This is a genomic window from Pseudomonas sp. PB105 (genome assembly GCF_009764655.1).
In the GTDB taxonomy this organism is placed as follows: domain Bacteria; phylum Pseudomonadota; class Gammaproteobacteria; order Pseudomonadales; family Pseudomonadaceae; genus Aquipseudomonas; species Aquipseudomonas cyclaminis.
In genome coordinates this window covers 100,699-117,972 of the sequence record NZ_RWIO01000044.1, presented here as the reverse complement: position 1 = coordinate 117,972, position 17,274 = coordinate 100,699, and the positions used below count along the sequence as shown (strand labels likewise).

Annotated in this window: 18 protein-coding genes and 1 tRNA gene; 16 read left to right on the top strand and 3 right to left on the bottom strand. The window is 61.4% G+C overall.

All coding sequences use genetic code 11. The features are described 5' to 3' along the window. Positions 1-68: 68 nt before the first annotated feature. The 8 genes from EJD88_RS12040 to murB are packed head-to-tail and all read left to right on the top strand — an operon-like array spanning position 69 to position 6,899. On the top strand, positions 69-2,333 hold the full coding sequence (locus EJD88_RS12040) for a DNA internalization-related competence protein ComEC/Rec2 (protein WP_256673644.1): 2,265 nt from the start codon (positions 69-71) through the stop codon (positions 2,331-2,333). 44 nt (positions 2,334-2,377) lie between these two features. Beyond that, positions 2,378-3,013, top strand: a complete 636-nt coding sequence (locus EJD88_RS12035; RefSeq protein WP_099586978.1) for a MotA/TolQ/ExbB proton channel family protein — start codon at positions 2,378-2,380, stop codon at positions 3,011-3,013. Continuing rightward, positions 3,010-3,438 (top strand): biopolymer transporter ExbD, encoded by a 429-nt coding sequence (locus EJD88_RS12030; protein ID WP_099586977.1) that lies wholly within the window; start codon positions 3,010-3,012, stop codon positions 3,436-3,438. The genes EJD88_RS12035 and EJD88_RS12030 overlap by 4 nt, the downstream gene beginning before the upstream one ends. Then, positions 3,438-4,448: a tetraacyldisaccharide 4'-kinase gene (lpxK, locus tag EJD88_RS12025; protein WP_158878054.1), complete on the top strand. Its 1,011-nt coding sequence runs from the start codon at positions 3,438-3,440 to the stop codon at positions 4,446-4,448. The genes EJD88_RS12030 and lpxK overlap by 1 nt, the downstream gene beginning before the upstream one ends. Positions 4,449-4,472: 24 nt before the next feature. After that, the gene (locus EJD88_RS12020; protein WP_003174668.1) at positions 4,473-4,658 is read left to right on the top strand and encodes a Trm112 family protein; all 186 of its coding nucleotides are present in this window, start codon (positions 4,473-4,475) and stop codon (positions 4,656-4,658) included. Continuing rightward, entirely contained in the window at positions 4,655-5,419 is a 765-nt protein-coding gene (gene kdsB, locus EJD88_RS12015) for a 3-deoxy-manno-octulosonate cytidylyltransferase (protein ID WP_099586975.1), read from the top strand. The genes EJD88_RS12020 and kdsB overlap by 4 nt, the downstream gene beginning before the upstream one ends. Continuing rightward, positions 5,419-5,883 (top strand): low molecular weight protein-tyrosine-phosphatase, encoded by a 465-nt coding sequence (locus EJD88_RS12010; protein ID WP_099586974.1) that lies wholly within the window; start codon positions 5,419-5,421, stop codon positions 5,881-5,883. Before kdsB ends, EJD88_RS12010 begins: the two co-directional genes overlap by 1 nt. Next, positions 5,880-6,899: a UDP-N-acetylmuramate dehydrogenase gene (gene murB, locus EJD88_RS12005; RefSeq protein WP_158878053.1), complete on the top strand. Its 1,020-nt coding sequence runs from the start codon at positions 5,880-5,882 to the stop codon at positions 6,897-6,899. Before EJD88_RS12010 ends, murB begins: the two co-directional genes overlap by 4 nt. A 62-nt stretch (positions 6,900-6,961) precedes the next feature. Here murB and EJD88_RS12000 read toward each other — a convergent pair whose 3' ends face one another. Beyond that, positions 6,962-7,633 (bottom strand): Bax inhibitor-1/YccA family protein, encoded by a 672-nt coding sequence (locus tag EJD88_RS12000; protein ID WP_078048997.1) that lies wholly within the window; start codon positions 7,631-7,633, stop codon positions 6,962-6,964. A 152-nt stretch (positions 7,634-7,785) separates the two neighbouring features. On the opposite strand from EJD88_RS12000, the gene EJD88_RS11995 reads away from it, so the two are divergent. Beyond that, positions 7,786-7,876 (top strand) — tRNA-Ser (locus tag EJD88_RS11995). Between the two features lie 98 nt (positions 7,877-7,974). On the opposite strand, the gene EJD88_RS11990 is transcribed toward EJD88_RS11995, so the two are convergent. After that, entirely contained in the window at positions 7,975-8,238 is a 264-nt protein-coding gene (locus tag EJD88_RS11990; RefSeq protein ID WP_158878052.1) for a hypothetical protein, read from the bottom strand. A 115-nt stretch (positions 8,239-8,353) separates the two neighbouring features. Here EJD88_RS11990 and EJD88_RS11985 point away from each other — a divergent pair, with 115 nt between their 5' ends. The 7 genes from EJD88_RS11985 to EJD88_RS11955 all read left to right on the top strand — a co-directional run bounded on the left by EJD88_RS11985 (position 8,354) and on the right by EJD88_RS11955 (position 15,333). Next, complete coding sequence (locus EJD88_RS11985) at positions 8,354-9,103, top strand: hypothetical protein (protein ID WP_099586972.1); 750 nt, start codon at positions 8,354-8,356, stop codon at positions 9,101-9,103. A 123-nt stretch (positions 9,104-9,226) separates the two neighbouring features. Next, positions 9,227-9,496 carry a hypothetical protein gene (locus EJD88_RS11980; protein WP_158878051.1) on the top strand — a complete coding sequence of 90 codons (270 nt, stop codon included), beginning with the start codon at positions 9,227-9,229 and terminating at the stop codon, positions 9,494-9,496. Positions 9,497-9,608: 112 nt separating this feature from the next. Next, entirely contained in the window at positions 9,609-10,922 is a 1,314-nt protein-coding gene (locus tag EJD88_RS11975) for a methyl-accepting chemotaxis protein (RefSeq protein ID WP_099586970.1), read from the top strand. A 48-nt stretch (positions 10,923-10,970) separates the two neighbouring features. Next, complete coding sequence (locus tag EJD88_RS11970; protein WP_250924956.1) at positions 10,971-11,447, top strand: GAF domain-containing protein; 477 nt, start codon at positions 10,971-10,973, stop codon at positions 11,445-11,447. Positions 11,448-11,628: 181 nt separating this feature from the next. Continuing rightward, on the top strand, positions 11,629-13,746 hold the full coding sequence (locus EJD88_RS11965) for a TonB-dependent receptor domain-containing protein (protein ID WP_158878050.1): 2,118 nt from the start codon (positions 11,629-11,631) through the stop codon (positions 13,744-13,746). Positions 13,747-13,861: 115 nt separating this feature from the next. Next, positions 13,862-14,404, top strand: a complete 543-nt coding sequence (locus EJD88_RS11960) for a sigma-70 family RNA polymerase sigma factor (RefSeq protein WP_112195847.1) — start codon at positions 13,862-13,864, stop codon at positions 14,402-14,404. Then, a complete protein-coding gene (locus EJD88_RS11955) occupies positions 14,401-15,333 on the top strand; it encodes a FecR family protein (protein WP_158878049.1) in 933 nt (310 codons plus the stop codon). Before EJD88_RS11960 ends, EJD88_RS11955 begins: the two co-directional genes overlap by 4 nt. A 44-nt stretch (positions 15,334-15,377) precedes the next feature. Here the strand turns inward: EJD88_RS11955 and EJD88_RS11950 are convergent, their stop codons facing one another. Continuing rightward, positions 15,378-17,204, bottom strand: coding sequence for a sigma-54-dependent Fis family transcriptional regulator (locus tag EJD88_RS11950; protein WP_158878048.1), 1,827 nt, complete (start codon positions 17,202-17,204; stop codon positions 15,378-15,380). Between the last annotated feature and the right edge of the window lie 70 nt (positions 17,205-17,274).

The window sequence follows — 17,274 nt, the reverse complement described above, 5'->3', positions numbered from 1 at the left end:
GACAAAACATCATAGGCCGTTCCCGACACCCAGCTAAGACTGAGTGGATCACTTGAAAAGGATGATTCATGAAGACAGGGATGTTCGCACTCGCGCTGGGGTTGCTTGCCCTGCGTTTTCTACCGGCATTGCCGACGACTGGTTGGCTGATAGCCATGCTGCTGCTGGCATTGATGCTGCTGCCATTTCGCACGTCGCCCCTGGCGTTTTTCCTGCTGGGTTTGAGCTGGGCGTGCATCAGCGCGCAGGGGGCGCTGGATGATCGTCTGCGACCGGCGCTCGATGGCCAGACGCGATGGCTGGAGGGCCGCGTCGTTGGGCTGCCGCAGCAGACCGGCACCGGAGTGCGTTTTGAACTGGCCGACAGTCGGTCGCGCAACGCCCGCTTGCCCCAGCGTATCCGCGTGTCCTGGCACGGTGGGCCCGAGGTGCGCAGCGGGGAGCGTTGGCGCCTGGCTGTCACGCTTAAACGGCCTTCCGGGCTGCTCAATTTTCACGGTTTTGATCAGGAGGCCTGGCTGCTGGCCCAGCGGATTGGCGCGACTGGCTCAGTGAAGGACGGTGAGCGCCTGTCGCCGGCCCGGCATGCCTGGCGCGACACGGTGCGCCAACGGTTGATCGCCGTTGACGCTCAAGGTCGCGAGGCGGGCCTGGCCGCCTTGGTACTGGGAGATGGTTCCGGGCTGTCAGCCGAGGATTGGCAGGTCTTGCAGGACACGGGCACGGTGCATCTGCTGGTGATTTCCGGCCAGCATATCGGCTTGCTGGCGGGCTTGATCTACGGGTTGGTCGCGTTATTGGCACGCTACGGTTTCTGGCCCCGCACCTGGCCGTGGCTGCCGTGGGCGTGTGGTCTGGCGTTCGCTGCCGCGCTGGCATACGGCTTGTTGGCGGGGTTCGGTGTGCCGGTTCAGCGGGCCTGTGTGATGGTAGGCCTGGTACTGCTGTGGCGTTTACGCTTCCGTCATTTGGGGTTCTGGTGGCCATTGCTGCTGGCGCTTAATGGCGTACTGATTCTTGAGCCATTGGCCAGCCTGCAACCGGGGTTTTGGCTGTCTTTTGCGGCTGTTGCCGTATTGATTCTGGCATTCGGTGGGCGCTTGGGGTCGTGGAGTGCCTGGCAGGCCTGGACGCGCCCTCAATGGTTGATTGCCATTGGTCTGTTTCCCGTGTTGTTGGTGCTTGGATTGCCCATCAGCGTCAGTGCGCCGCTGGCCAATCTGGTGGCCGTACCGTGGATCAGTCTCGTGGTGTTGCCAGTGGCGTTGCTGGGGACCCTGATGCTGCCGCTGCCTTATCTGGGGGAGGGCTTGCTGTGGCTGGCGGGTGGGGCGCTGGATGGGTTGTTCCGGGGCCTGGCGTGGCTTGCGGGGCACGTGCCCGCGTGGGTACCTGCCGAGGTGCCGGTGGGGTATTGGCTGGTCAGCCTGATGGGCGCGGTGGTGCTATTGCTGCCCAAAGGCGTGCCGTTTCGGCTGCTGGGCTGGCCCATGCTGCTGTTGGCAGTCTTTCCACCGCGCGCGCCGGTGCCCCATGGCCGGGTGGAGGTGGTGCAGTTGGATGTGGGGCAGGGGCAGTCCCTGGTGCTGCGCACGCGCCATCACACGTTGCTCTACGATGCCGGCCCGCGTTCGGGGGCTGTTGACCTGGGGGCTCGCGTGGTGCTGCCCGCGTTGAAAAAGCTCGGCGTCGGGTCGCTGGATCTGATGTTGCTCAGCCATGCTGACGCCGATCATGCCGGTGGGGCGGCGGCTGTTGCCCGTGGGTTGCCCATCAGGCGGGTCGTAGGCGGTGAAACCGAGGGGTTGCCCACGTTTCTCGGCACCCAGCCGTGTGTCAGCGGTGAGCAGTGGGAATGGGATGGTGTGTTATTCGAGCTGTGGCAGTGGCCTGACGCTTCAGAGGGCAACCCGAAGTCCTGCGTTCTGCAGGTCCAGGCCAACGGCGAGCGGCTGCTGCTCACCGGGGATATTGATCGGGCCGCCGAGCGGGCATTTCTCGCCTCACCCTTGGCCGTACGCACCGATTGGCTGCAAGCCCCTCACCACGGCAGCCGCAGTTCGTCGTCCGGGGCGTTTCTAAAGCGCCTGGCGCCCACATCGGTGCTGATTTCCCGAGGGCGCGGCAATGCGTTCGGTCATCCCCATCCGCAGGTCATTGCGCGGTACCAGGCGTTGGGCAGCCGGGTGTACGACAGCGCGGAACAGGGTGCCGTGCGCCTGCAACTGGGCGCCTTCATGCCACCCGTTGTTGCGCGCAGTCAACGGCGTTTCTGGCGTGAACGGTTACCCGGGTCCGGCGTCGGCAGCATTGCCGACAAACCCCGCCGCTGAACCTATATGGTAAAGTGGCGCACTTTTTCGAGGGGACATTCACTGTGTGGGAATTGGTCAAATCCGGCGGCTGGATGATGTTGCCGATTATCATGAGCTCCATCGCCGCACTCGGCATCGTTGCCGAACGCCTGTGGACCCTGCGTGCCAGTCGCGTTACCCCCGAGCATCTACTGGGGCAGGTCTGGGGCTGGATCAAGAACAAACAGCTGGACAAGGAAAAACTCAAGGCACTGCGCGCTGACTCGCCCCTGGGTGAAATCCTCGCCGCGGGCCTGGCCAACTCCAAGCATGGCCGCGAGATCATGAAAGAATGCATCGAAGAGGCCGCCGCTCGGGTTATCCATGAGCTGGAGCGCTATATCAATGCCCTTGGCACCATCGCTGCCATGGCGCCGCTGCTCGGTTTGCTGGGAACGGTGCTGGGCATGATCGACATTTTCAGCTCGTTCATGGGCTCGGGCATGACCACCAATGCGGCCGTGCTCGCCGGGGGTATTTCCAAGGCGTTGATCACTACGGCAGCGGGCCTGATGGTGGGTATTCCTGCGGTGTTCTTCCACCGTTTCCTGCAGCGGCGTATCGATGAGCTGGTGGTCGGTATGGAGCAGGAAGCCATCAAGCTGGTGGAAGTGGTGCAAGGCGATCGTGATGTGGACCTGGTTGGGGGCAAAGCGTGAAATTTCGCCGCAAGCAACGGGAAAATGTCGATATCAACCTCGCGTCGCTGATCGACGTGGTGTTTATCCTGCTGCTGTTCTTTGTCGTCACCACCACCTTCACCCGGCAAACCGAGCTGCGTGTCGACTTGCCGGAAGCGGTGAGTGGGTCGCCGGCCGAGGACCAGCAAGTCAAGCAACTGGACATCGCCATCAGCGCCGACGGGGTGTTTTCGGTGAATAACCAGTTGCTGGAGAAAAACGATCTCGCCAGCCTGATGGTCGCCCTGGAGAAAGAATCCGGCGGCGATACCCAGTTGCCGCTGTCCATCAGTGCCGATGGTAAAACCCAGCATCAGGCCGTGATCACCGCGATGGACGCGGCCGGCAAGCTCGGGTTCAGCCATCTGCGCATGAGCACCGTCGAGGCGGCGAGTCAACCCTGATGGCCATGTCCGATCGTCTGCTCAAGGCCTGGTACGAGGGCCATCCGGCGCTCGCGTTATTGCGGCCGCTGGAGTCTTTGTATCGCCGTGTGGTGCAGCGCAAACGCGCTCGGTTTGTGGCGGGCGAGGGAGGGATCTATCAGTCGCCCGTACCCGTGGTGGTGGTCGGGAACATCACCGTGGGCGGCACCGGCAAAACGCCGTTGATCCTGTGGTTGATCGAACATTGTCGGCGCAGTGGCTTGCGTGTCGGCGTGGTCAGTCGGGGTTACGGCGCCAAGCCTCCTCAACTGCCCTGGCGCGTCGAGGCCAGCCACAGCGCCGCGGTGGCGGGTGACGAACCTTTGCTGATCGTGCAGCGCTGCGGCGTGCCCTTGGTAATCGACCCTGATCGCAGCCGTGCGGTAAAGGCACTGTTGGCCAGCGAGACTCTCGACCTGATCCTTTCCGACGACGGCCTGCAACACTATCGCCTGGCCCGTGACCTGGAGCTGGTGTTGATCGACGCCGCCCGCGGCCTCGGCAACCGCCGTTGCCTGCCTGCCGGGCCGCTGCGTGAGCCGGTCGAGCGCCTGCAGAGTGTTGATGCACTGCTCTACAACGGGGCTGAATCAGATCGCGACGACGGCTTTGCCTTCCGTCTGCAGCCTACGGCACTGGTCAACCTGCATACCGGCGAGCGCCAGTCGGTGGAGTACTTTCAAGCAGGTCAGTCGGTGCACGCGGTCGCCGGTATCGGTAACCCGCAACGTTTCTTCAACACCCTTGAAACGCTACACTGGCAGCCGATTCCCCATGCGTTTGCCGACCACGCGCCCTACAGCGCCGAGGTCTTGAATTTTACACCGTCATTGCCGCTGGTCATGACCGAGAAGGACGCGGTGAAGTGCCGCGCCTTTGCCCAGCCCGACTGGTGGTACCTTGCAGTGGATGCCGTGCCGTCGCCGGCGTTCGTCGTCTGGTTCGACACGCAGCTGATGCGCTTGTTGCCCGCCCGTCTCTTGCCTTAAAACGCTTCTTTCCAGGAAACACTCATGGACACCAAACTGCTCGACATCCTCGCTTGCCCGATCTGCAAAGGCCCGCTCAAGCTCAGCGCCGATAAAACCGAGCTGATCAGCAAAGGCGCCGGCCTGGCGTACCCGATCCGTGATGGCATCCCGGTGATGCTGGAAAGCGAAGCCCGCACCCTGACCACCGATGAGCGCCTGGATAAATGACCACCGCCTTTACCGTCGTTATTCCCTCGCGTTACGCATCGACCCGCCTGCCAGGCAAGCCGCTGCAACTGATCGGCAACAAGCCGATGATCCAACTGGTCTGGGAACAGGCCTGCAAAAGCAGCGCCGATCGGGTGGTCGTGGCCACCGACGACCCGCGCATTATCGAAGCCTGCAAAGGGTTCGGTGCCGAAGCGGTTCTGACCCGCGAAGACCATAATTCCGGCACCGACCGCCTGGCCGAAGTGGCCACGCAGCTTGGCCTGGCGCCTGACGCCATCGTGGTCAATGTGCAAGGCGACGAGCCTTTGATCCCGCCGAGTGTGATCGACCAGGTGGCCGCCAACCTGGCTGCCCATGGTGAGGCGCGGATGGCCACCCTGGCCGAGCCGATTGAGGACATCGACACTTTGTTCAATCCGAACGTGGTGAAGGTCGTCAGCGATGTGAATGGCCTGGCACTGACCTTCAGCCGTTCGACCTTGCCCTGGGCGCGTGACGCCTTCGCCAGCAATCCCGATGTGTTGCCAGAGGGCGTGCCGTACCGCCGCCATATCGGCATCTATGCCTACCGCGCCGGTTTCCTGCACGACTTTGTCAGTTGGGGGCCGTGCTGGCTGGAAAATACCGAATCCCTGGAGCAACTGCGGGCCCTGTGGCACGGCGTGCGTATCCATGTGGGCGATGCCCTTGAAGCGCCGCCTGCCGGTGTCGATACCCAGGAAGACCTTGAGCGCGTCCGTCGCCTGCTGGGGGCCTGATGGAGGTTCTGTTTGTCTGCCTGGGCAATATCTGTCGCTCGCCCACCGCTGAAGGTGTTCTGCGCCATAAATTGCGCGAGGCCGGGCTGGCCGGGCAGGTCGAGGTCGCATCTGCCGGCACTGGCGACTGGCACGTCGGCAACCCGCCGGACCAGCGCAGCCAACGTGCGGCGATGGTGCGCGGTTACGATTTGTCGGCTCAGCGCGCCCAGCAGGTCTCCCGCGCCGACTTTGCGCGTTATGACCTGATCCTCGCGATGGATGGCAGCAACCTGCGCAACCTCAAGGCGCTGCAGTCGGGGCAGGGTAAGGCCGAACTGGATTTGTTCCTGCGCCGCTACGACTCGCAAGTGGACGACGTGCCAGACCCGTATTACGAAGGCGAGCAAGGCTTCGAGCGGGTGCTGGACCTGATCGAACGGGCCTGTGATTTATTGGTGATCGAATTGAAGGGGCGGTTATGACCTTGGACGTGCTGGCGCAGGTTTCCCTCAAGCCATTCAACAGCTTTGGCATCGACGTGCGCGCCCAGCTGTATGCCGAAGCCCGAAGCGATGCCGATGTGCGAGAGGCTCTGGCTTATGCTTCGGCGCAAGCGTTGCCGTTGCTGGTGATTGGCGGTGGTAGCAATCTGCTGCTAACCCAGGATATCGCTGCGTTGGTACTGCGTATGGCCAGCCAGGGCATTCACGTGCTGCACGATGATGGCGTGCACGTAGTGGTCGAAGCCGAAGCGGGCGAGGCCTGGCACCCGTTTGTGCTCTGGACATTGGCACAGGGTTTTTGCGGCCTGGAAAACCTCAGCCTGATCCCGGGTACCGTCGGCGCTGCCCCGATGCAGAACATTGGCGCCTACGGCGTGGAGATCAAGGATGTATTCGCCGGTCTCACCGCGTTGGATCGCCACACCGGCGAACTGCGGGACTTCAGCCTGCAAGAATGCAAGTTTGCCTACCGTGACAGCCTGTTCAAGCACGAAACCGGTCGCTGGCTGATCCTGCGGGTCCGCTTTGCCCTGAGCCGCGCCAGTCACCTCAAGCTCGATTACGGCCCGGTGCAACAGCGCTTGGCCGGGCAGGGCATCACCGACGCGACGCCTAGCGACGTCAGCCGCGCAATTTGCAGCATCCGCAGCGAAAAACTGCCGGACCCGGCAGTCCTGGGCAATGCCGGCAGCTTCTTCAAGAACCCGCTGGTGACCAAGGCCTTGGCCGAAGAGCTACAAGCGCTGTATCCGGACCTGGTGGCCTACCCCCAGGCGGATGGGCACATGAAGCTTGCCGCCGGTTGGCTGATCGACAAGGCCGGCTGGAAGGGCTTCCGTGAAGGGGATGCGGGCGTGCACAAACTGCAGGCGCTGGTGCTGGTCAACTATGGCAGCGCCACAGGGCACGACATCGCGAAGCTGGCCCAGCGTATCCAAACGGATATCGCCGAGCGTTTCAAGGTCCAGCTGGAAATGGAACCCAACCAGTACTGATGCCCTGAAAACAAAAATGCCCCGCATCTTTCGATGCGGGGCATTTTTTATGCCGCTAACAATCAGTCATCGCGGCTCATGATGCCGAAGATCTGCAACAGGCTGACAAACAGGTTGTAGATCGACACATACAGGCTGACGGTAGCCATGATGTAGTTGCGCTCACCGCCGTGGATGATGGCGCTGGTCTGGAACAGGATGCATACCGAGGAGAACAGCACAAAACCCGCGCTGATCGCCAGTTGCAGCCCGCTGATCTGGAAGAACATGCCTGCAACCACTGCCGCCAGCAACACAAAGAAACCTGCGGTGATGAAGCCGCCCAGGAAGCTCATGTCCTTGCGGGTGATCAGCACGTAGGCCGACAGGCCACCAAACACCAGGGCCGTCATGGCAAACGCCGAGCTGACCACTTCCGCACCACCGGCCATGCCGAGGTAACGGTTGAGGATCGGGCCGAGGATAAAGCCCATGAAACCGGTCAAGGCAAACGCCGACACCAGGCCCCAGGCCGAGTCACGCAGCTTGTTGGTCAGGAAAAACAGGCCATAGAAGCCGATCAGTACAACAAAGATATTCGGATAGCCGACGCGCATCTGCTGCGCCACGAACGCCATCACGCCGCTGAATGCGAGGGTAAGGGCGAGCAGGCCATAGGTGTTGCGCAACACGCGGCTGACTTCAAGCTGCTCAGCCTGCGCGTTACCATTCACTGCGTAATTCTGTTCGCGCATGGCGACACTCCTTCGGTTTTGAAACGTTCAGTCGCAAAGATCATAACAGACGCTCTGTAACAAGCGATGGCGAGAGTTTGACAGTGTGTTTCATTCGGGTATTATGGCGCCCGCTGAGACAGGATGGCCTACTATAATCCTGTGATGCACAAGGGAAATTGGCAGAGTGGTTGAATGCACCGGTCTTGAAAACCGGCGAACGTTAATAGCGTTCCCAGGGTTCGAATCCCTGGTTTCCCGCCAAGATTCAAACAAAAGCCCCGCGATTGCGGGGCTTTTGTGTTTCTGGGGTTTGGCAGTCCGATGGGCAATACTTCGCCGTGCCACTCCCGTAGCCAATCTTAAAGGCCGTTTCTCATCTCAATCAGCAAAAAAGCTGAGCCACCGAAAGCAGGCAGATCACTTGGGCAAACATTTGTGCTCGAATTGGATGTTTCATCGCCGTCACCTCGTTTGCAGTTGCCGGTGGTAGTGCCGTAGGCGATGTGCATACACGCGCCAGGCCGCTCGAAGGTTGAAATGCCACCCTGGCTCGCCAACAACACACGCAACTGCTCCAGAAAGTATAGACCCTGAAACGAATTCGTCACGAAACGCGCTGGCATGCGGGTCTCATGACAATTTGCCGATGCCTGTCGCACTTTTTTTGATTTCTCTGCTCTATCTTTGTCCCAGCCCCGCCGATTCCCCGCGAGGGCAGAAGAACAAGATCGGGTGCCGATGGATCGCACGTTTCCTCTTTCAAACATTCGTCGCATACGCCGGCTGCTGCTGTTGGCTGCGATCTTCATATTCGGCGCGACAGGTTGCACCCAGCAACAGGGGCAGGACATTGCCAAGCAGTTCACCAATGGCAAGCCCGATGAGTTCTTTCAGACCAGTGTCGATCGCATGGCCACCCTGGGCATGCGCGACAATCTGCAAAGCCTGTATCTGCTGATGAGCAAGCTATACCTGCGTAACCCCAGCCAGTGGCGGCAATCGGGTTATCCGGATGCGGTGAGTGCCGAGCGGGAAATTCGCCAGGCAATCGAGCAGCGTCGACCGCTGCCTGCCCTGGGTGAGCGTCGCGACCTGGCCGCGTTGAGTTACTCCTTGAGTCCGGAGTTTCAGGGCGACCGGGTGGGCGCCTTTATATACGCGATCGGCAGTATGTTGGTGACCGCCCACGGCGGGCGCACTGAGTTCTACATGACCGATTCGATCAACCCGCAGTTCGTCAGCAATGCCGCGCGCAATATCGAGAAGGCTACTTGGCTGCTGAGCAAGCGTCAGGATGCGAATGGCGTGTTGCTGCTGTTTTCCAATGAGATCTCGGAGGAAGGCAGCAACCTCAGTTTTGCCGTGGAGTTCGGCAAGATTGTGGCGCGGCTTGACCTGCTGACCCAGATGCTGGATGAGCGATATCGGCGTATCGGTCTCAACTATGCGCAAAGTTTGTTGCTGATGAATTTCCTGCCGGTGCAGTGAACGGATGGCGCGTACGGCTTTTCTCTTTTCAATGTAGGAAGTGGCCTATGTTGCGCCCCCATGCTTGAAACGCCCCGACGTCGGCAATAGCCTCGGACTTTTCCGAAAAAGTGAGGCCCTACCTTGGGTAAGCGAAAAACGGTGTGGCCGACGGACCGCGAGATACGCCTGCGCTTTATCCTCTTTGCCGTTATCGACGCCGCAAGTGTCGAGGGGGTTCCTGCCGAGTTGTTATTACCGGCGCACAAATTGCTGCGTGATTCACCCTCCGAGGCGCAGTTTGTCGAGGCCCTCAGGGCAATACTGGCGGCCGACCAGATGCACGGCTTCAGGTTTCCGGTGGGCTCGGAGGCGGACGATCTGATGCAGACACTGGATAGGCCTGCCGGTTAGATCTATTTCTGTTGCGCGAGACAACTGAGTGAGCAACTAACTGTTCATCGGCCTATGCTCAAGCCGCAGGCCGCATGGCCGATGCAGTGATAACTACCTCAGGGACGCCGCCATGTTCAATCGCCGCTTGAAGAAGGATCTGCAGGACCGGGACGACGAGCTTTTCCAATTGCGACAGCTCGTTACGCAGTATGACCGCGGCATGCTCTCAATATGCCTGGATGCCGACATGCGGCTCATTGCCGTCAACGAGGATTTTGCCCGGACCCTGGGCTACTCCTGCGAGCAATTGCAGGGCCGTCTCTTGAGTGAAATTGTTCCGCCTTACGTCAGGGATTTACCTTGTTTCCGTGATTTCAATGCAGCAGTCGCCCGCTCCGAGCCGGTGAGCGACGATTACCGCTTCCTGCGCAGTGACGGCAGCCTGGCCTGGATCAACCTCACCTGGTGCCCGATCAACGCGCGCGACGGCCAGCTGTCGCAGATCCAGGGCTACGGCATCGAGGTCAGTCGCGCCATTGAGCAAGCCAAGGAAAACGAAGCGTTTATCAACGCGTTGATCCGCTCGACGGCCGTCATTCAGTTCAGATTGGATGGGACGGTGGTCACCGCCAATACCCAGTTTCTCGACGCCATGGGCTATACGCTCGATCAGATCGTCGGCAAAAAGCACAGTCTGTTTTGCACCGCGCAGGAGGCCGCTTCGAGCGGATACGCCGCGTTCTGGCAAACCCTCAATCGCGGCGAATTTGTTGCCAGCCGCTTCAAGCGTGTGGACAGCCGCGGCAACGAGGTCTGGCTCGAAGCCACCTACAACCCGGTGCACGACGCCGAGGGCAAGCTGTGCAAAGTGGTCAAGTTTGCCAGTGTGGTCACCGACCAGGTCTTGCGCGAGTCCGAGGTCAAGGCCGCCGCCGGCGTGGCCTACGAGGTTTCTTTACAAACCGACGTCACGGCCGAACGCGGCGCGGCGGTTGTGCAAGATACCGTGCAGACCATGCAAAACATTGCCCTGCAGATGCAATCCGCCACCGGCAGCATTGAGGCGCTGGGCAAACAGTCGCTGCTGATCAGCGCGATTGTGCAGACCATCGGCGGCATCGCCGCGCAAACCAATCTGCTTGCACTCAATGCCGCCATTGAGGCTGCTCGTGCAGGTGAACAGGGCCGTGGATTCGCGGTGGTAGCGGATGAAGTAAGGCAATTGGCCAGCCGTACCAGCACGGCAACCGAAGAGATCGTCAGCGTGGTCCAACAGAACCAGCGCCTCGCCGACGAAGCCATTACCGAGATGTTCAGCAGTCGCGAGCAGGCTGAGCAAGGCTTGACACTGGCCAACCAGGCTGGCGCCGTCATCACGGAGATCCAGGGTGGCGCCAAGCAGGTGGTGAACGCAGTGGGGCGTTTTGCGAACGAACTGCAATAGCCCAGGCATAGGGCTGCTTGGTTTTGATTTGAGAATCAGGAGAGTGCTATCAAACCTTTAACCCCTGAAGAACTGGCGGTCATCGCCGAGATAGAAACAGCGTCCAATATCCTGCGCCTGACCACGCGCTTGACGGATATGCGCTTCTCGGCGATCTCAAAGATGACCGACACCCACTGGGTGGCCTGCGCGGTGTACGACGAGCTGCATTTTGGCGTGGAGGTCGGGCATGAACTGCAGCTTGAAGCCACGCTGTGCAACGGTCTGCGGGCCAATCCCAAGCCCATCATTATCGAACACGCCAGCAAGGATCCGGTGTTCTGGCAAAATCCTTTGCCCAGTAAACATGGCTTCGAAAGCTACATCTCCCTGCCGATTGTCTTCTCCGACGGCAGCGTCTTCGGCACCTTGTGCGCCTTGGACGTGTTGCCGAAAAAGCTCGAGAACCCGCAAATGGTCGAGATACTCACGATTTTCACCCGGCTGATCAGCACCACTCTGGAATTGCAGTACAGCAGGGCCTGACTTCGGGCTATCTGAGTCAGCGTTAGATCGTTCATTTCCTTGTAAGTAAAATCGGTCCGACACTGTTGTGGGAAGGGGCTGGTCCGTTAATAAGGCGTGACTTGCCGGGCATCGTTGGCTTCCCATCACTGTTCGCGTGATGGCCCTGCCGTTCACGCCCCCGAATTCCAAGGACCCACCCATGCTGCTGCGCCAACCTCCATTCCTGTTTGCTGCCTTGACCTTAAGCTCGCTGGTGCACGCCGAAGACCTGCAATTGGCACCGGTCGAAGTCACCACGGCTGAAGCGAGTGCGGGCGAAGTGGCTCAGGCGCAGCTCAAGAGCGTGCCCGGCGCCACCAATTACATCGACATGGGCAGCGTGCAGCAGGGGCGGGTGAGCACCAACGAAGATGTGTTCAAGTACCAGCCGGGGGTGTACGCCAAGGCGGCGAACAACGAAGGGGTGAAACTGTCGATTCGCGGGTCGGGCCTCAACCGCAGCCCTGGCTCCCATGCGTCGGGGCTTTACGAGATGTTCGATGGCCTGCCGCTGACCGGCCCCGGCGGCACCCCTTATGAGCTCAAGGACCCGCTGTGGCAAAGCCGAGTCGAGGTGTTGCGCGGCGCCAACGGTTTTGATCAGGGCGCGTTGGCCCTCGGTGGTGCGGTCAACTACGTCACGCGAACGGGCTACGACGCTCCCAAGCTGCAAGTGCGCTATGAGGCGGGCAGCCGTGGCTATGCCCAGCGCGAGATCAGTTCGGGCCAGGTGCTGGGCGACGCCGACTACTACATCAGCCTCACCGACTCGCAATCCGACGGCTACCAGCGCCAGAGCGCGGCCACAGGCAAGGGCGTGGCCGCCAACTTCGGCTACCGCTTCAACCCCAACCTGGAAACCCGCTTCTATTTCCGTTATCGCGAAACCACCAACGACACCCCCGGCAAACTCACTCGCAGCCAGATCAGCCACCATCCACGCGCCGCCAACAGCCTCAACGCTGCGCGCGACTCCAAGCGCCTGCAACCTGGCTCCACCTGGATCGCCAACAAAACCACCCTGCAACTGGACGACAATTCCCGCCTTGAAGTGGGCCTGGCGTACCACGATTACCCAATGGACCTGCGCGAGGGCACTATCCGTCTGAAGGTCGCCTACACCGACGTCAGCGGCACCCTCAACTACATCCGCCAGGACACGGTGTTCGGCCACGACAGCAAAACCACCCTCGGCCTGCGCACCACCCAGGCGATGCCCAACAATGGCGGCGCCGAATACGTGCGCATTCCCGCCGGTAACACGGCCATTTATGCCCCCGGCACCAAGACCCGCGATTACAGCTACCTGGGCTCCGACACCGTGCTGCACATCGGCAACGACCTGGAACTGGTGCCGGACCTGTGGCTGACCACCGGCCTGGCCGCCATCTACACCCGCCGCGAAACCGAGGTCACCTATCCCGAAGGCCAGGCACCGCTTAGCCAGCACGATTGGGACTACGCGCCGCGCATCGGCCTGCGTTATGACTTCAACCCGCAATTGCAGGTGTACGGCAACCTCAGTCGCTCCGTCGAGCCGCCGCATGCGTGGTCGATGATCTGGGGTTCCAACAAGTACTTCCCGGAGAAGAGCGGACCGGCCGCCGGCATGGCGCGTGAAGGCGTCAGCCTGAAAAACCAGACCGCCACCACCCTGGAAGTCGGCGGTCGCGGTGAGGCCTGGCTCGGCCTGTGGGACCTGGCGCTGTACCGCTCCGAAGTGCGCCACGAATTGCTCACCGTGGAAACCCAGGCCCAGACCGCAACCAGCAATGCCATCGTCGCCGAATCCAACGCCAGCCCCACCGTGCACCAGGGCGTGGAACTGGGCCTGCTCAACCCATTGTGGGACGGCGGCCGCAACGGCAAACTCGACCTGCGCCAGGCCTACACCTTCAGCGACTTCCACTACCGCGACGACGACCGTTTCGGTGGCAACACCTTGCCGGGCATCCCCAAACACTACTACCAGGCGCAACTGCGCTACAGCCACCCGACCGGTTTCTACACCAGCTTTAACACCGAGCACTCATCAAAAGTGGCGGTGGACTACGCCAACTCCTACTACGCCGCGGCCTATACGATTGTTGGCGCAACGTTCGGCTACGACGCGCCCAAGCAGGACTGGCAAGCCTGGGTCGATCTGCGCAACCTCGCCAACCGCCGTTACGCCAACACTGTCACGCCGGGTTACGACGACAAAGGCCTGGATGTTGCGCGCTCTACACCGGCAGATGGGCGTGGTATCTACACCGGCGTTTCATGGAGCTGGCGCTAAGAGGACACACCGATGGGAGGGCGCTTTTACAGGATGTGAGCCCCTTGCCCCGACATCGTTTTACTGGCATTGTTTGCGCAATTGGTAACATTTCCCATTTGAGAAATTTTTGCGCATGCATGACATTCCGGCCGCGCTGGGCAACTCAGCGCGTCAGCAGATCCTTACGGCGATGTACCGCGAGCACCACGGGTGGTTGCATGGCTGGCTGCGCAGGAAACTCGGTTGCTCCCAGCACGCCGCCGACCTGGCCCACGACGCCTTCATCCGTGTATTGATGCTGGCCGAACCGCAAGCGATCAAGGAACCCCGTGCCTTCCTGGCCACCACGGCGGGACGCTTGCTCATCGACGGTGCCCGTCGTCGCCGTATCGAAAAAGCCTACATGCAGGCGCTGGTCATCCAGTGCGAAGACGCCGGCATGCCCGACCCGGCGGCGATCCACGTTGCCCTGCAAGCGCTGGAACGCATTGCTGAAATGCTCGCCGGCTTACCGCCCAAGGCCCGCGAGGCGTTCTTGTTGAGTCGCCTCGACGGCCTGACCTACAGCGAAATCGCCGTGCGTCTGGAAGTGTCCCCCAGCACCGTCAAAAACTACATCTCCAGCGCCCTGGTGCATTGCTATCACAGCCTGCACGCGGCCGACCCACTGTCATGAACACCGAACAGATCATCCAGCAAGCAGCGAATTGGCTGACACGCCTGCACGACGAGGACGTCACAGACGCCGACCGTCAGGCCTTCAACACCTGGTGCGAGGCCGACCCGCGCCACGCCGTGGCCATCGAGCGCATGCGTGCGTTATGGGGCAGCCTCGACAGCGTGCCCGCACAACCGGCGCGCCGCGCCCTGAATCGCGCATTTGCCCCGCAACGGGCGCGCAGCGCACAGGTGCTGGGTGTGCTCGGTATCGCGCTGTGCGGTTGGCTGAGCCTGGAGCACCTGCCGGTGTGGATGGCCGACCAGCGTACTGGCGTCGGTGAACGTCGCCAGATCGCTCTCGAAGACGGCAGCCAGTTGCAGCTCAACAGCAACTCGGCGGTGGACGTGAAATTCGACGGCCACCGACGGGTGATCGAACTGCTGCAAGGCGAACTGTGGGTAAACGTGGCCAAAGATGCGCAGCGGCCGTTCGTGGTGCGCACCGACCAAGGCACGGCGACCGCACTGGGTACGCGTTACCTGGTCAAGCGTGCGCCGGACGGCACGACAGTGGTAACGGTGATCGAGTCCAGCGTGGCGGTCAAAGGTGAGGCAGAGGAGGGCGTCAAAGTCAGCGCCGGCCAGCGTTCCGTCCTCGACCATGGGCGCGCAACGCCCGCGCAAACCGTCGGCAATGCCGATCCGGACGCCTGGACGCGTGGCCTGCTCACCGTCAACGACCAGCCCCTGAGTGAAGTGCTGCAAACCCTGGCCAGCTACCGCCATGGCATGGTCCGCTTCGACCCACAGGCCCTGCGCGGCCTGCGTGTGTCCGGCGTATTCAAGCTGGACGACACGGCAGCGGCCTTGTCGACCCTGGCGGACAACCTACCGATCCAGGTGGAGTACTTCACCGACTTGCTGGTAGTGGTCAAGCCGCGCTGAGCCTGCCGTAGCTGACGTATTGACGCCCTGCGATCTGTGGGCCTCTACGGGGGGCATTCATTGCCTTGGCGCAGGCGTTTGTACAAAGTGTTGCGGCTTACCCCCAACTCCCGTGCCAAGTGGGAGATATTGCCGCCTACCGCCTTCAAGCGCTGGGTCAGGTCAATGCTGTCGTCCAGGTACTCACTGGTCGGCAGCGGCGCAGGCACGTTCAAGTCCACAAAAAAATCATCCGGCAGATGCTCCGGCCTTATCGGCTGCTCCTCGGCCATCGCCAACGCCACCTGCAACACGCTGCTCACCTGGCGCAAATTCCCCGGCCACGGGTGCTGCTCGAACAGCGCCAGTACCTCGGCGCTCAAACCGGCCCATTGGGTGGGCTCGCGGTGTTGTTGCCACAGTTGCTGGAACAGCGCCTGCTTGTCGGTCCGCTCGCGCAAGGGCGGCAATTCCAGGGTCAGGCCGCCGATGCGGTAGTACAAATCCTCACGAAAACGCCCGGCCTGCACCTGTTCGCGCAGTGCGCGGTTGGTCGCCGAGATAATGCGCAAATCCACCGGGAACAACTCGCTGCTGCCCACCGGTTGCACGCAACGCTCCTGCAACACACGCAGCAGGCGCGCCTGGGTCGGTAGCGGCATATCGCCGATCTCATCGAGAAACAGCGTGCCCTTGTCGGCCTTGCGGATCAGGCCGATGCTGCCTTTCTGATTGGCGCCGGTGAACGCGCCTTTCTCGTAACCGAACAGCTCCGATTCCACCAGCTCAGCGGGAATCGCCGCACAGTTCACCGCGATAAATGCCTTCTGGCTGCGGGAACTGGCCTGGTGCAGGGCTTTGACGAACACCTCTTTGCCCACGCCGGTTTCACCATGAATCAGCAGCGGGATGTCTTTTTCCAGCAACCGCTCGGCCTGGCGCACGGCTTTCTCCACGCGCATATCGCCAAAATGCAGGGTCTTGAGGCCAATGGCTGCCGGCTTCGACATAACCGGCTCGCTGAACACACGCGCCTGCACCGGCATCTGTTTGGGGCGCTTCAACAGGCACTGAAACCGATTGCGCCCGGCCGCCTGCAACGAAAACGGCAAGCCCTCCGGCTGGTTGAGCAGTTCCAGCAGCGACACTTTGAACAAACTGTCGATCATCATCCGCGACAGGCTGATGCCCAGCAGGTTGTCGGCGCGACGGTTGGCCGACAGCACCTGGCCGCTGTCATCAAAGATCAGCAGGCCCGCCCACTGGCTGTCCAGGTTGCTCAGGCCGGTGTTGAAGGTCAGTTGGAAATGCTCGCCGCGAAACAGGTTGAGGATCAGCCGGTTCTCCACGGTCTGACTCATCATCTTGACCATGCCCAAGGTGTGAGAGGGCGGCAGGTAGCTGTCGCTGGACACATCCAGCACCGCGATGATTTCGCGCTGGGCATCGAAGATCGGCGCTGCCGAACCCGTCATGAAACGGTTGGCCTTGAGGAAGTGTTCGTCGTGTTCGATATGCACCGCCTGGGCACAAGCCAGCGCGGTGCCGATGGCATTGGTACCGCTGGAGCGTTCCTTCCAACTGGCACCGGCGCTGAACCCACGGGCCAGCTTGGGCTCGATAAACCGCTGGGTACCCCACGAGGTCAGCACCTGGCCCTGGTTGTCGGCCAGCATGATCAGGCAATTGGAATTACTGAGGATGTTCTCGTAGTAGGGCAGGACTTCCTGGTGGGTGGTCTGCACCAGGGAATGCTGGCTTTCCAGTAGTTGGCTGATGCCCTCGGCAGGCAGTTGATCGAAGCTGGGCGTGCTCTGGTGGTCCAGGCCAAAGGCGCGGCAACGGCGCCAGGAGTCCTGGATGATGGTGTCGTGAGCCAAGGGTTCGGCCATCGGGCGACCTTCTGTTTTTATTGTTTTTATGGGGCCCCGCAGGCGCGGGGGCCCCATTAGTGTTGTTCAG

What these genes read in the sequence shown, in the direction of transcription:
- EJD88_RS12040 (WP_256673644.1), top strand. Translation starts at nt 69, where the DNA reads ATGAAGACAGGGATGTTCGCACTCGCGCTGGGGTTGCTTGCCCTGCGT.
- lpxK (WP_158878054.1), top strand. Translation starts at nt 3,438, where the DNA reads ATGGCCATGTCCGATCGTCTGCTCAAGGCCTGGTACGAGGGCCATCCG.
- EJD88_RS12020 (WP_003174668.1), top strand. Translation starts at nt 4,473, where the DNA reads ATGGACACCAAACTGCTCGACATCCTCGCTTGCCCGATCTGCAAAGGC.
- kdsB (WP_099586975.1), top strand. Translation starts at nt 4,655, where the DNA reads ATGACCACCGCCTTTACCGTCGTTATTCCCTCGCGTTACGCATCGACC.
- EJD88_RS12010 (WP_099586974.1), top strand. Translation starts at nt 5,419, where the DNA reads ATGGAGGTTCTGTTTGTCTGCCTGGGCAATATCTGTCGCTCGCCCACC.
- murB (WP_158878053.1), top strand. Translation starts at nt 5,880, where the DNA reads ATGACCTTGGACGTGCTGGCGCAGGTTTCCCTCAAGCCATTCAACAGC.
- EJD88_RS12000 (WP_078048997.1), bottom strand. Translation starts at nt 7,633, where the DNA reads ATGCGCGAACAGAATTACGCAGTGAATGGTAACGCGCAGGCTGAGCAG.
- EJD88_RS11990 (WP_158878052.1), bottom strand. Translation starts at nt 8,238, where the DNA reads ATGCCAGCGCGTTTCGTGACGAATTCGTTTCAGGGTCTATACTTTCTG.
- EJD88_RS11985 (WP_099586972.1), top strand. Translation starts at nt 8,354, where the DNA reads ATGGATCGCACGTTTCCTCTTTCAAACATTCGTCGCATACGCCGGCTG.
- EJD88_RS11975 (WP_099586970.1), top strand. Translation starts at nt 9,609, where the DNA reads ATGTTCAATCGCCGCTTGAAGAAGGATCTGCAGGACCGGGACGACGAG.
- EJD88_RS11965 (WP_158878050.1), top strand. Translation starts at nt 11,629, where the DNA reads ATGCTGCTGCGCCAACCTCCATTCCTGTTTGCTGCCTTGACCTTAAGC.
- EJD88_RS11960 (WP_112195847.1), top strand. Translation starts at nt 13,862, where the DNA reads ATGCATGACATTCCGGCCGCGCTGGGCAACTCAGCGCGTCAGCAGATC.
- EJD88_RS11955 (WP_158878049.1), top strand. Translation starts at nt 14,401, where the DNA reads ATGAACACCGAACAGATCATCCAGCAAGCAGCGAATTGGCTGACACGC.
- EJD88_RS11950 (WP_158878048.1), bottom strand. Translation starts at nt 17,204, where the DNA reads ATGGCCGAACCCTTGGCTCACGACACCATCATCCAGGACTCCTGGCGC.